This is a genomic window from Capnocytophaga sp. H4358 (assembly GCF_002302515.1).
GTDB lineage: Bacteria > Bacteroidota > Bacteroidia > Flavobacteriales > Flavobacteriaceae > Capnocytophaga > Capnocytophaga canis.
This window is the reverse complement of sequence record NZ_CP022380.1, coordinates 1,107,894-1,120,280: the sequence shown is the minus strand read 5'-3', so window position 1 is coordinate 1,120,280 and position 12,387 is coordinate 1,107,894. Positions and strand designations below refer to the sequence as shown.

General features: G+C 34.9%; 13 protein-coding genes. All 13 read left to right on the top strand.

Features of this window, described 5'->3' with window-relative positions; translation table 11 throughout:
- The 13 genes from CGC49_RS04805 (at position 1) to CGC49_RS04745 (ending at position 12,316) form a co-directional block, all read left to right on the top strand.
- The gene (locus CGC49_RS04805) at positions 1–1,143 is read left to right on the top strand and encodes an N-acetyl sugar amidotransferase (RefSeq protein ID WP_095911982.1); all 1,143 of its coding nucleotides are present in this window, start codon (positions 1–3) and stop codon (positions 1,141–1,143) included.
- Between the two features lie 15 nt (positions 1,144–1,158).
- Positions 1,159–2,193, top strand: coding sequence for a polysaccharide biosynthesis protein (locus CGC49_RS04800; protein WP_095911981.1), 1,035 nt, complete (start codon positions 1,159–1,161; stop codon positions 2,191–2,193).
- Between the two features lie 78 nt (positions 2,194–2,271).
- The gene (locus CGC49_RS04795) at positions 2,272–2,505 is read left to right on the top strand and encodes a four helix bundle protein (RefSeq protein WP_095912690.1); all 234 of its coding nucleotides are present in this window, start codon (positions 2,272–2,274) and stop codon (positions 2,503–2,505) included.
- Positions 2,506–2,596: 91 nt separating this feature from the next.
- Entirely contained in the window at positions 2,597–3,109 is a 513-nt protein-coding gene (locus tag CGC49_RS04790) for a WxcM-like domain-containing protein (protein WP_095911980.1), read from the top strand.
- Positions 3,110–3,177: 68 nt separating this feature from the next.
- A complete protein-coding gene (locus tag CGC49_RS04785; RefSeq protein ID WP_095911979.1) occupies positions 3,178–4,308 on the top strand; it encodes an NAD-dependent epimerase/dehydratase family protein in 1,131 nt (376 codons plus the stop codon).
- Between the two features lie 80 nt (positions 4,309–4,388).
- Positions 4,389–4,733, top strand: coding sequence for a four helix bundle protein (locus CGC49_RS04780; RefSeq protein ID WP_095911978.1), 345 nt, complete (start codon positions 4,389–4,391; stop codon positions 4,731–4,733).
- A 197-nt stretch (positions 4,734–4,930) separates the two neighbouring features.
- The gene (gene wecB / locus CGC49_RS04775; RefSeq protein ID WP_002687852.1) at positions 4,931–6,070 is read left to right on the top strand and encodes a non-hydrolyzing UDP-N-acetylglucosamine 2-epimerase; all 1,140 of its coding nucleotides are present in this window, start codon (positions 4,931–4,933) and stop codon (positions 6,068–6,070) included.
- A 5-nt stretch (positions 6,071–6,075) separates the two neighbouring features.
- Entirely contained in the window at positions 6,076–7,284 is a 1,209-nt protein-coding gene (locus CGC49_RS04770) for a glycosyltransferase family 4 protein (RefSeq protein WP_095911977.1), read from the top strand.
- A 147-nt stretch (positions 7,285–7,431) separates the two neighbouring features.
- The gene (locus tag CGC49_RS04765) at positions 7,432–8,622 is read left to right on the top strand and encodes an ATP-binding protein (RefSeq protein ID WP_095911976.1); all 1,191 of its coding nucleotides are present in this window, start codon (positions 7,432–7,434) and stop codon (positions 8,620–8,622) included.
- Positions 8,623–8,648: 26 nt separating this feature from the next.
- Positions 8,649–9,254: a sugar transferase gene (locus CGC49_RS04760; protein ID WP_095911975.1), complete on the top strand. Its 606-nt coding sequence runs from the start codon at positions 8,649–8,651 to the stop codon at positions 9,252–9,254.
- A complete protein-coding gene (locus CGC49_RS04755; protein WP_095911974.1) occupies positions 9,254–9,865 on the top strand; it encodes an acetyltransferase in 612 nt (203 codons plus the stop codon). The genes CGC49_RS04760 and CGC49_RS04755 overlap by 1 nt, the downstream gene beginning before the upstream one ends.
- A gap of 70 nt (positions 9,866–9,935) precedes the next feature.
- On the top strand, positions 9,936–11,108 hold the full coding sequence (locus CGC49_RS04750; protein WP_095911973.1) for an ATP-binding protein: 1,173 nt from the start codon (positions 9,936–9,938) through the stop codon (positions 11,106–11,108).
- Positions 11,109–11,182: 74 nt separating this feature from the next.
- Complete coding sequence (locus tag CGC49_RS04745) at positions 11,183–12,316, top strand: DegT/DnrJ/EryC1/StrS aminotransferase family protein (RefSeq protein WP_111947373.1); 1,134 nt, start codon at positions 11,183–11,185, stop codon at positions 12,314–12,316.
- Positions 12,317–12,387: the final 71 nt, after the last annotated feature.

The window sequence follows — 12,387 nt, the reverse complement described above, 5'->3', positions numbered from 1 at the left end:
ATGAGTAAAAAGGATACATACCAAATTTGCACCAATTGCGTTATGGACACCTCAGACCTTAACATCAAATTTGATGAAAAAGGAGTTTGTGAAAGGTGTAATGAATACTACGAAAATATATTACCTGATTGGCAACAAGGAAAAGGTAAGCAAAAAGAATTAAACGAATTGGTTGCCAAAATAAAAAAAGAAGGTCAAGGAAAGCCTTACGATTGTTTATTAGGAATGAGCGGTGGGTTTGACAGTTCTTATATGCTTCACTTTGCTATTAAAGAATTGGAGCTACGTCCGCTTGTGTTTCACGTAGATGCCGGTTGGAATACTCCATTTGCAGAAGAAAATATTACTAAAATGGTCAAAAAATTAGGTATTGACCTAAAAGTGGAAAAAATCAATTGGAACGAAGAGCGTGATTTTCAGTTGGCTTTTTTCAAATCGGGTGTGCCTCATTTAGATATTCCACAAGACCTCGCTTTTGTCTCTGTTTTAGATAATTATGCGAAGAAAAATAAAATAAAATACGTTCTCAACGGAGGTAATATTTCTACGGAAGTAATTGTTAATCCGAATTCTTGGGGGTATTGGGGTACGGATATGAAACACAATCGTGATATTATCCGTAAATTTGGCACAGTGCCTATGGATACTTATCCGTTTACCAATGTTTTTAATAGAAAAATATTGATGCCGTATTTGTATGGAGTAAAAGTAGTCAAATTACTCAACTATGTTCCTTATATTAAAAAAGAAGCAGAAGTATTATTGCAAAGAGAATACGGTTGGACTCCCTATCCTCAAAAACATTTCGAATCGTATATGACCAAGTTCATTGAAGGCTATTGGTTACCAGAGCGTTTTGGTTATGATGTTCGCAGACCTCAATTTTCAAGTTTGATTCTGACAGGGCAAATGACAAGAGAGGAAGCTATTGATAAATTGGCTACTAAACCCATTTCGGAGGAAGAAGTAAAAGAACTTTTTGAAAAAATTGCGTCGATGCTTGAAATATCCACAGAAGAATTAAAATCGTATATGGATATGCCTTTGAAAACATATAAAGATTATAAACATCAAGATTATTTGTTCGATTTAGGGGCAAGAATAATGTATTGGGTAAAATTAGATAAATTGATCCGAAAATAAACCGTTATTGAGATTATGCAGATAAAAAATAAAACACTTCTCATTACAGGAGGTACGGGTTCGTTTGGAACTGCGGTGCTCAACCGTTTTTTACAAACCGACCATTTCAAGGAAATTCGCGTTTTTTCTCGAGACGAGAAAAAGCAAGACGATATGAGAAACCTCTACAAAAACGATAAAATAAAATATTATATAGGAGATGTTCGGGATTATAATTCTGTAGAACCTACTACCAGAGGGGTGGACTATGTTTTTCATGCTGCTGCACTCAAGCAGGTGCCTTCTTGTGAGTTTTTTCCTATGGAAGCTGTGAAAACCAATGTGGTAGGTACCCAAAATGTGATTCGGGCAGCGGCCGCTAATGGAGTGAAAAAAGTAATTTGTCTTTCTACCGACAAGGCTGCTTACCCTATCAATGCTATGGGAATTTCTAAGGCAATGATGGAAAAAGTAGCTGTAGCAGAGGCTAGAAATCTAACAGAGACAGTGGTTTGCTTAACGAGATATGGGAATGTAATGGCTTCTCGAGGTTCTGTGATTCCATTGTTTCTAAATCAAATTCAAAAGGGAGAGCCTATCACTATTACAGATCCTAATATGTCCAGATTTTTTATGTCATTGGAAGATGCGGTAGACTTGGTATTATTTGCTTTTGAAAACGGAAATTCTGGAGATTTGTTCGTCAATAAAGCTCCCGCAGGAAGCATCGGTGATTTGGCTAAAGCCTTGATAGCACTCACAGGGAAAGAAGTGCCGGTAAAAATCATTGGAACCCGACACGGGGAAAAACTTTACGAAACCCTTTGTACCCGAGAAGAAATGATGAAGGCAGAAGATATGGGGGATTTTTATCGCATTCCTGCCGATAATAGAGATTTGAATTACGCTAAATATTTCTCCGAAGGTAAAGAAGATATTTCTAAAATAGAGGATTATCATTCCCATAATACAGAGCAGCAAGGCGTAGAAGGGCTCAAACAACTTATTTCTAAACTTCCACTTATTAGAAAAGAAATTTTTGGCGAAGATGTGATGCAGTATCCGTATTAGAGAGTGGGGAGAATGGAGAATAGAAAACAAGAAGTGAATTTATGATATACAAGAGGTCGAATGTATGGGAAAAAATCGATGGATTTAGTAACAAAAATCTATCAATTGACCAATGAATTCCCTTCAAATGAGATTTATGGTATTACAAATCAATTGTGTACAGCGTTTGTTTCTATCCCTTCAAATATTGCAGAGGGTGCAGCTAAGGATTCTGATAAAGAATATATTCGTTTCTTGTATATTGCGTTGGGAAGTTTGATGGAGTTAGATACACAATTGATTATTGCCAAAAAATATCGGTTATATAAATGAGAGCGAATTAGAAAGTGTTCAAAAAAGAAGTGGAAGAAAATAGCTAAATTGTTGAATGGATTAATTAAATACAGGAAAAAGTTGTTGAGCAATGAATAAATACAATAAAAATCTGAAATTACAAAGTGAAACTTCTATTTCGGATTTTCAAAAATCTAATATCTATTCTCAAATTTCTATGCTCTATGTAGGTAACAAACATACAGACGAAAGAGGAACCATCACTTTTAATAATGATTTTGATGCCTCGCAAATCAAGAGGATTTATACCATAGAAAATCATTCTACGGATTTTATTCGTGGGTGGCAAGGACATCAAATCGAACAAAGGTGGTTTGCCTGCGTGAAAGGAAGTTTTGAAATTTCGGTAATAAAAGTGGATGATTTTCAGCATCCATCCAAAAATTTAGAAAAAAAAGTCTTTCATCTTACCGATGAGCATTTGACCTATTTGCACATTCCAGCAGGATGTATTACAGCCATTCAGGCTTTGGAAGCAGGTGCTAAGTTATTAGTTTTAGCGGATTATCTGTTGGGCGAAGTGCAAGATGAATATCGTTTTCCGTTGGAATATTTTGAAGCAAGAGAAAAGAAAAATTTATAGAATAATATCTTGCATTTTTATGTTAATAAGGGTATATTTGATTTCGAAAAATTTTAAATAGTATTGTTTTGAAAAAAATAGGAATTACAGGGCAAGAGGGTTTTGTGGGAAAGCATCTATATCATACATTAGGGCTTTTTACAGAAGAGTTTGAAAGAGTGCCTTATAATAAATCTATTTTCGAGAATGAAAATGAATTAGACGCCTTTGTCTCTCAGTGTGATGTGATTGTGCATCTGGCAGCGATGAATCGTCACGAAAGCGAACAAGTTATTTACGAAACCAATGTAGGTCTGGTTGATAAGTTGATAGCAGCTTTGGAAAGAACAGGCTCGAAAGCGCATATCCTAATTTCTTCTTCTACGCAGGAGGAGCGGGATAATCTTTATGGGAAGTCTAAAAAAGAGGGTAGAGAGGCATTGGTAAATTGGGCAAATACGAACGGTGGAAAAGTTACAGGACTTATCATTCCGAATGTTTTTGGTGCGTTTGGTAAGCCGTTTTATAATTCATTTATTGCGACTTTTTGTTATCAACTTACACATAATCAAACACCTAATGTTGCAAATGATGGCGAAGTAAAATTGATTTATGTACAGGAATTGGTTGCCGTGATTTTAAAAGAAATCCGAGAAGGGGAGAGCAAGGCACAATATTTTGTGGAGCCTACTGCGGTGAAAAAAGTATCGGAGGTTTTGGCATTGTTAGAAGAATACAAGGTACAATATTTTGAAAAAGGTGAAATACCTGCTTTAAACACTCCTTTCGAGCTTAATTTATTCAATACCTATCGTTCCTATATGGATTATGCGACGCATTTTCCAGTAAAATTTACCCAACATACAGACCCTAGAGGGGCTTTTGTAGAAGTCGTCCGTTTGGGAATTGGTGGACAATGTTCGTTTTCTACCACAGTACCAGGGATTACAAGAGGTAACCATTACCACACTAGAAAAATAGAAAGGTTTGCGGTAATCAAAGGAAAAGCTCTAATTCAGCTACGAAAAATAGGCACCGATGAAGTATTGGATTTCTATTTGGATGGTAATGAACCTGCCTATGTAGATATGCCAATATGGTACACGCATAACATTAAAAATATAGGAGAAGAAGAGCTATATACTATTTTTTGGATCAACGAACCGTATAATCCAGAAGATGCAGATACTTATTTTGAGGAAGTAGAGGTTATAAAGTAAAAAGTAAAAAGTGGAAAGTAAAAAGTATGTGAATTTTTCCCTTTAAACTTTTGTCTTTTTCCTTCAGTAAAAGATTAGCAATGAAAGATAATGATTTATTACAACGATTTTTTGATTTTGCTGTGAGGGTTATTAAACTATCAAGAGATCTTTCTAATACCACAGAGATGAAGGTGGTTAAAAATCAATTGATAAGAGCAGTTACTTCAATTGGTGCAAATTATGAAGAAGCACAAGCAGGTTCTTCTAAATCTGATTTTGTTAATAAAGTGAACTTCTCACTCAAAGAGGCACGAGAAACTAATTATTGGTTAAGGCTTATAAAAGAAGTGGAAAACACTAATTTAGAAATTGAAGAAATTATTCAGGAATCAAAAGAAATTAAAAATATTTTAGGAGCGATAGTAAAAAAGGCGAGAGGATGAAAAGTAAAAAGAGAGAAGTAAAAAGTATGTGATTTTTTCCTGGTATTGTTAAGTATTTGTAGTTATCGATAAAAATAAATTATTTTATTTAATTGATTATCATTGAGTCGTAAATTTAAATACTTCTGATAAATATATTAAATCAACAATGCCTTTTTCCTTTAAACTTTTTCCTTTTTCCTTTAAAAAAAATGAATATGAAAAAATTAAAAGTAATGACGGTGGTGGGTACCCGTCCCGAGATTATTAGACTATCAAGAGTATTATCTGCTTTAGATGCCTCTGAAGCGGTGGAACATATCATCGTACATACAGGACAAAATTATGATTACGAGCTGAATCAAATATTTTTTGAAGATTTAGGGCTTCGTAAACCGGATTATTTTCTAGAAGCAGCAGGGAAAACAGCCACCGAAACCGTAGGAAATATTTTGATAAAAATAGACCCACTTTTGGAAGCATTAAAGCCCGACGCTTTTTTGGTGCTTGGGGATACTAACTCTTGCTTGTGTGCTATTCCAGCAAAGAAAAGACATATTCCTATTTTTCATATGGAAGCAGGGAATCGCTGTTTTGATCAAAGAGTACCCGAAGAAACCAATCGGAAGATTGTAGATCATACGGCAGATATCAATCTCACATATTCTGATATTGCAAGGGAATATTTATTGAGAGAAGGGCTGCCGGCAGATAGAATTATTAAAACAGGTTCGCCAATGTTTGAGGTGTTAAATTATTATTTACCTCAAATTGAGTCGTCTAATGTTTTGGAGAAGTTGAATTTAGAAAAAGGAAAATTTTTTGTCGTCTCTTCCCATAGAGAGGAAAATATCAATTCGGAGAAGAATTTCCGAGGGCTGATGGACTCCCTTAATGCTATCGCAGAGAAATATAATTACCCAGTGATTGTCTCTACGCATCCTCGTACCCAAAATATGATCGATAAAATGAAAGTGGAGATGCATTCTAATATTCGGTTTTTGAAGCCTTTAGGTTTTCACGATTACAACGCTTTGCAGATGCACGCCTTTGCTGTATTGTCGGATTCTGGAACCATTTCGGAAGAATCTTCTATATTGAATTTCAGAGCGTTGAATATTCGTCAGGCACACGAGCGTCCAGAGGCAATGGAAGAGGCAAGTGTGATGATGGTAGGGTTATCAAAGGAACGAATTTTGCAGGGATTGGTTCAGCTGCAAACTCAAAAAATAGGCGAACAACGCAATTTCCGCTCCGTTGCGGACTATTCTATGCCTAATGTGTCGGAGAAAATGGTGCGAATTATCATTTCCTACACCGATTATGTAAAACGAGTGGTTTGGAGCGAAGAAATATAAAAAGTATGAATGTATTATTTCTGACATTAATAGAAATAAACTCTATTAATGAACGAGGAATTTATCAAGATTTGTTGCGAAAATTTCGTGACGAAGGGCATCGTATTACCATCGTTACTCCAATAGAAAGAAGAAAAAACATTTCTGCCCATCTACAACAAGAAAAAAATGTATCAATTCTTCAAGTAAAAACACTCAATATACAAAAAACCAATATAATAGAAAAAGGATTAGGAACATTGCTCATTGATTACCAATATCAAAAAGCAATAAAAAAATATCTTGCAAAAGAAACCTATGATTTGGTACTATATACCACACCTCCTATTACTTTTACCAGAGCTATAGAATATATAAAGAAAAGAGATAAAGCAATTACTTATCTTCTCTTGAAAGATATTTTTCCACAAAATGCAGTGGATATAGAAATGATGAAAAAAGGAAATTTTTTCTATAAAATATTTAGAAAAAAAGAAAAAAAACTCTATCAAATTTCGGATTATATCGGATGTATGTCTCCCGCAAATCAAGCGTATATTTTAAAACATAATCCTGAAATACAAGAAGATAAAGTAGAAGTGAATCCCAATACCATTACACCTATTTCTTTTGAGTATTCTGATGCGGAAAAAGAAAGTATCCGAAATAAGTATGGAATGCCTTTGGATAAAAAGATTTTTGTATACGGAGGAAATTTAGGTAAACCGCAAGGAATAGATTTTCTTTTGGAAACTATTTCCGCAACCAAAAGAGAAGATGTTTTTTTCCTTATTGTAGGAAATGGAACGGAATATGGAAAAATAAAAACTTGGTTTCAGCAGCATCAACCAACTCACGCCAAACTTATCCAGAAGTTGCCTAAAGATGATTTTGATAAACTATTGACTTCGTGTGATGTAGGTTTAATTTTCTTGGACAAACGCTTTACGATACCAAATTTCCCATCAAGGCTACTATCCTATTTAGAGATGAAAATGCCGGTTTTGGTAGCTTCGGATTCCAATACAGACATTGGTACTATAGTAGAACAACAGGCAAAATGCGGATACAAAGTACTCGCTGGAAACCAAAAAGAAATGCAGGAAAAAATAAATCTCATCTTGAAACAAGATATGTTGCAATTGGGAGAGAATGGCTACCAATTTTTGTTAAGTGAATATACCGTAGATGTTTCTTATGATTTGATTCTAAGTAAGTTTAAGAACAAAGTATAGAAAAGATAGGGCATCGTTATATATTTATTTTTCTAAATAGTTACGATTTAAAACATTAAACTATAAAGTGTAGTTTACATTTTTTCTGTCTTTTTGTAAAGATTGTTTTGCAATTTTGTATATTTGCCTTGAAATAAGCAGTTGCAGATGGAGAAATTGATTGAGAAATTTTACAGAAAAATAGCATCTGTTGATACTTCTTTCGTTAGAAGTAAGATGAAGGAAATCAATTGGAATACAAAATTGATTGGTATAAAGGGGCAAAGAGGCGTAGGTAAGACCACATTTCTTTTGCAATACATAAAACTGCATTTTTCAGAAAATTTGAAAAATGTTTTGTATGTAAGTTTAGATGATTTGTGGTTTACAGAAAATAAATTGGTAGATTTGGCAGATACTTTTGTAAAACACGGAGGTAAGATTCTGTTTTTAGATGAGGTACATAAATACCCTCTGTGGTCTCAAAGTATTAAAAATCTGTATGATGACTACCCAGAACTAAAAATTGTTTTTACTGGCTCATCGATGCTTGAAATTTTAAATTCTCGTTCGGATTTAAGTCGTAGAGCCATAGTTTATCAATTAGACGGATTGTCGTTCAGAGAATATATTCATTATGTTTCAGGGATAGAGTTTAGAGTACATTCATTGCAGGAAATTGTTGAAAATCACACATTTTTATCTGCTGAAACTGTCCAAAAAATAAAACCTCTTGAATATTTTCAAGAATATTTGAAATATGGTTATTATCCCTACTTCAAAGAGGAGCAATCCTTGTTTTTGATTCGATTACAAGAGGTTGTTAATTTTATTTTGGAAATAGAAATTCCTCAACTCAAAGAAGTGTCCATTCATTTTTTACCGAAAATCAAACAGTTACTGTTTGCTATTTCTGAGTCGGTACCTTTTATGCCGAATATAAGTAAATTGAGCGAAAGAGTAGGTGTGTCAAGAGAAACTTTATTGAATTATATCCAATATCTTAATGATGCACAGTTGATTAACATATTATACAAAGACACCAAAGGCATTACTCGTTTGCAAAAACCAGATAAGATTTTTATGCAAAATACCAATTTGTCTTATAGCTTTGGAAATGTGGACAGGGGAAGTCTTCGCGAAACCTTTTTCGTCAATCAAATTCGGAATACGCATCAGATTTCATATTCCGATATAGGGGACTTTAAGGTAAATGATACTTGGATTTTTGAAATTGGAGGAAAAAATAAAACAAAAAAGCAAATCAGAGAGGTAGAACAATCTTTTGTTGTAGCCGATGATATTGAATTTGGTGTAGGGAATAAGATTCCGCTTTGGTTGTTTGGGTTTATGTATTAAAATGGAAAATAATAACGGATAGAAAAATGTATAAAAAACTTATAAAACCCCTATTGGATTTTTCGTTGGCATTCGTCGGATTTTTGCTGTTGAGTCCTGTGTTTATTATAGTTACCATAGGTTTGTTTTTTGCCAATGATGGAAAACCATTTTTCTTTCAGCTTAGACCAGGAAAAGACGGGAAGATTTTCAAAATCATTAAGTTCAAAACAATGAACGATAAAAAAGACGAGCAAGGAAATTTACTCTCCGATGCCGATAGATTGACAAAAATTGGTAACTTTGTACGCAAGACCTCTTTGGATGAAATTCCTCAGCTGTTTAATGTCATCAAAGGCGATATGAGTTTGATAGGACCCAGACCACTTTTGCCTCAATATTTAGAACTTTACAATGAATCTCAGCGGAGAAGGCACGAGGTAAAACCAGGGATAACAGGTTGGGCTCAAGTCAATGGACGAAATGCCATTTCTTGGGAGAAAAAATTTGAATACGATGTCTGGTATGTGGATAACATTGGATTTTGGGTAGATTTAAAAATTTTGTTTTTAACCATAAAAAAAGTATTTGTTCGCGAGGGAATTTCTCAAGACGGACAAGCTACAATGGAAGTATTTAAAGGGAATATATGATGTTGTTATTTGGAGCAAGTGGACACGCTAAGGTTATTGTCGATATTTTACAGAAATCAGGTGTAAGGGTAAATAAAATCCTTGATGATAATCCCAAATGTGAAGAAATTTTCGGAATTCCTGTAGAAAAAAACACTAATAATGGAATGTCAGACCAAGGAGCGATTATTTCTATTGGGAATAATGAGATTCGTAAAAAGATAGTGGAAAGGTATCGTTTTAAATACATTCAAGCCATTCATCCTTCGGCGGTGATTTCTTCTTATGTAAAAATGGGGGAAGGTACGGTGGTAATGGCAAATGCTGTACTGAATCCCGACGTGCAAATAGGGAAACATTGTATTGTCAACACAGGTGCTATTGTGGAACACGATTGTAAGATAGAAGATTTTGTGCATATATCCCCCAATGTAGCTCTTGCTGGGAATGTACAGGTAGGAGAGGGAACGCATATCGGAATCGGAGCAAGTGTGATACAAGGCGTGAAGATAGGAAAGTGGGCAACCGTAGGAGCAGGAGCTGTGGTCATTAGAGATATTCCAGATTATGCAGTTGTAGTAGGAAATCCCGCTAAGGTAATAAAAATGAAAAATGATTTTAATGCACTGTAACGATGCAAAAAAACAAATAAAACGCACTATGATAGTGCAAAAATACGTATCTTTGCACAAAAATTAAGAAATGGAAAGTTTGTTTCAGTATTCTAATCATTTGATAACCAATACAGATATACGATTTGTCCGGTATCTTTATTCAAGGATAAATTGGGAAAATCGCTTGATTGGTATCGTAGGAGCAAGAGGAGTGGGAAAAACTACTTTGATATTGCAATATATTAAAAATGAGTTAGATACTAATAAAACACTTTATGTAACAGCGGAAGATTTTTATTTTGGTTCCAACAAATTGGTAGATTTGGCAGATGTTTTTGTAAAATTTGGAGGAAAACATTTGTTTATTGATGAAATTCATAAATATCCCCAGTGGGCAAAGGAACTTAAATTGATTTATGATTATTACCCTGATTTGAAAATCGTTTTTACAGGGTCGTCTGTCCTTGATATAAAAAAAGGAAGTGCAGATTTAAGCCGTAGGGCAGTGCTTTATACAATGCAAGGACTTTCTTTTCGTGAATATTTAAATTTGTTTCATCAAATCGAACTTCCTCAATATACTTTGGAGCAAATTTTGGCTCACCAAGTAACATTTCCAAAAGATATAAGACCTTTGCCTTTGTTTGTTCAGTATTTAAAAAACGGCTATTATCCTTTTGCACGAGAGGAAGATTTTGGCGTTAAACTCCATCAAGTTATCAATCAAACTTTGGAAGTAGATATACCTACTTATGCGGATATGAATATCTCTACAGGAAGAAAATTAAAACATTTACTGATGATTGTGGCTCAAAGTGTACCTTTTAAACCCAATATGAGTAAAATTGCAGAAATGATAGGAGTAAGCCGCAACAATGTAGCCGATTATTTACTTTTTTTAGAAGAAGCAGGTCTTATAGCACAGTTGAGAAGCCCTACTCAAGGTATTAGAGCATTAGGAAAAGTGGATAAGATTTATTTGGAAAATACCAATTTGAATTATAATTTGGCTAAAGAAAGTCAAGAAATAGGAAATGTTAGGGAGACATTTTTCTTCAATCAGTTGAAATTAAATCATAGTTTAACAAGCTCATCTTCTGTTGATTTTATGGTAGATGAAACAATGAGTTTTGAAATAGGAGGAAAAAACAAAGGCTCAAAACAACTACAAAACTTACAAAATAGTTTTTTGGTAAAAGATGATATAGAACACGGATTTTTAAATACCATTCCTTTGTGGAATTTTGGTTTAATGTATTAAAATAGGAGTTGATTTTTTATTTTTTTGAATTAAAACACGCTACAATAGTGCAAAATTGCGAAAAACAAAATAAGATGAACACAAAAATATGGCTTTCCTCTCCGCATATGGGAGGTAATGAACTCAAATACATACACGAGGCTTTTGATGAAAATTGGGTAGCACCTCTAGGGCCGAATGTCAATAATTTTGAGCTAGATTTAGAGAAATTTATTGGAGAAAATACTAAGATTGCTGCTCTCTCGGCAGGTACGGCAGCTTTGCATTTGGCATTGATTATTCTTGGAGTAAAGGCAGGAGATGAGGTGATTTGCCAAAGTATGACTTTCTCCGCATCGGCAAATCCTATTGCCTATCAAGGGGCAACACCCGTATTCATCGATAGCGAACCCGAGACTTGGAATATGTGTCCGCAGGCTTTGGAAGAGGCTATCCAAGATCGCATCGTCAAAGGGAAAAAGCCCAAAGCAATTATCGTGGTGCATCTCTATGGAATGCCCGCAAAATTGGACGAGATTCTACAAATCGCCCAAAAATACGAAATTCCAATAGTGGAAGATGCTGCAGAGGCACTCGGAAGTACCTATAAAGGGCAAAAATGCGGTTCGTTTGGAGAAATGTCTATTTTGAGTTTCAATGGAAATAAAATCATAACCACTTCGGGCGGAGGGGCTTTGGTGTGCAAAACTCAAGAACAAAAAGACCAAGCTGTATTTCTTTCCACTCAGGCAAGGGACAATGCTCCGCACTATCAGCATTCGCATATTGGGTACAACTATAGAATGAGCAATATCTCCGCGGGAATCGGTCGCGGACAAATGGAAGTTTTGGAAGAACGAATTGCTCAAAGAAGAGCCAATCACGCGTTCTACAAGGAACTTTTCAAGGATATGGAAGGCGTAACTTTGTTTACGGAGCCGTCATCGGATTTTTATTCCAACCATTGGCTTTCGGCAATTGTCATTGATGAGGACAAAGCAGGATTCCATCGTGAAGATTTGCGTTTGAAGTTTTTAGAGGAAAATATAGAGTCGCGTCCGTTGTGGAAACCGATGCACTTACAGCCTGTCTTTGCCCACGCTCCTTACTACGGTGGAAAAGTATCTGAAACCCTTTTTGACAACGGACTTTGCTTACCATCAGGCTCCAATATGACCGATGAAGAAAGAGAAAGGATAGCCAAGGTTATTCTTAAATTCCATTGGTAAGTGCAATTTTTTGGAATCGTTTTTCTCTCTTTTTTCTTTGGGCTAGCCCAAAGAAAAAAGAGAGAAAGTAA

Bases quoted from the DNA above. Each gene is read 5' to 3' on its own strand.
- CGC49_RS04755 (WP_095911974.1), top strand. From the start codon at position 9,254: ATGTTGTTATTTGGAGCAAGTGGACACGCTAAGGTTATTGTCGATATT.
- wecB (WP_002687852.1), top strand. From the start codon at position 4,931: ATGAAAAAATTAAAAGTAATGACGGTGGTGGGTACCCGTCCCGAGATT.
- CGC49_RS04765 (WP_095911976.1), top strand. From the start codon at position 7,432: ATGGAGAAATTGATTGAGAAATTTTACAGAAAAATAGCATCTGTTGAT.
- CGC49_RS04800 (WP_095911981.1), top strand. From the start codon at position 1,159: ATGCAGATAAAAAATAAAACACTTCTCATTACAGGAGGTACGGGTTCG.
- CGC49_RS04745 (WP_111947373.1), top strand. From the start codon at position 11,183: ATGAACACAAAAATATGGCTTTCCTCTCCGCATATGGGAGGTAATGAA.
- CGC49_RS04795 (WP_095912690.1), top strand. From the start codon at position 2,272: ATGGATTTAGTAACAAAAATCTATCAATTGACCAATGAATTCCCTTCA.
- CGC49_RS04750 (WP_095911973.1), top strand. From the start codon at position 9,936: ATGGAAAGTTTGTTTCAGTATTCTAATCATTTGATAACCAATACAGAT.
- CGC49_RS04760 (WP_095911975.1), top strand. From the start codon at position 8,649: ATGTATAAAAAACTTATAAAACCCCTATTGGATTTTTCGTTGGCATTC.
- CGC49_RS04770 (WP_095911977.1), top strand. From the start codon at position 6,076: ATGAATGTATTATTTCTGACATTAATAGAAATAAACTCTATTAATGAA.
- CGC49_RS04790 (WP_095911980.1), top strand. From the start codon at position 2,597: ATGAATAAATACAATAAAAATCTGAAATTACAAAGTGAAACTTCTATT.
- CGC49_RS04805 (WP_095911982.1), top strand. From the start codon at position 1: ATGAGTAAAAAGGATACATACCAAATTTGCACCAATTGCGTTATGGAC.
- CGC49_RS04780 (WP_095911978.1), top strand. From the start codon at position 4,389: ATGAAAGATAATGATTTATTACAACGATTTTTTGATTTTGCTGTGAGG.